Consider the following 491-nt stretch of genomic DNA (forward strand, 5'->3'; position numbering starts at 1 on the left):
ACGGCTGCCGACGGCACGGCGCTGCCCGCCTGGCTGGCCTTCAACGCCACGACGCGGACCTTCTCCGGCACACCGACGGCAGGCGGCACCTACGGCGTCAGGGTGACGGCGACCGACCTCGGCGGCCTCTCAGCCAACGAGACCTTCAATATTGCTGCCACAGTGGCGCCTGTGACCTACAGCCTGTTTAACGCCTCCAGCACACCGGCCCAGACGAACCTCAACGACGGTCAGCAGCTCGAAGTCGGCGTCAAGTTCCAGTCGAACGTTGCCGGTGACATTACCGCCATCAAGTTCTATCGCAGCGCCAACGACAACGGCCAGAATGTCGTCGACCTGTGGACCTCCACGGGCACCAAGCTTGCCACCGCCACCTTCACCACCACCACGGCAAGCGGCTGGCAGACGGTAAACTTCGCAACGCCCGTCACCATCACAGCCAACACTACCTATGTTGCCTCCTACCACACGACCGGCGCCTACGTGGCGAC

At 64.0% G+C, this 491-nt stretch carries 1 protein-coding gene; it reads left to right on the top strand.

Features of this window, described 5'->3' with window-relative positions:
• Window positions 1-491: DUF4082 domain-containing protein (locus AC1DUP_RS36780; protein WP_477837383.1), on the top strand; the 491-nt coding region annotated here is incomplete at both ends.

The organism is Rhizobium sp. 01L419, from assembly GCF_056400025.1.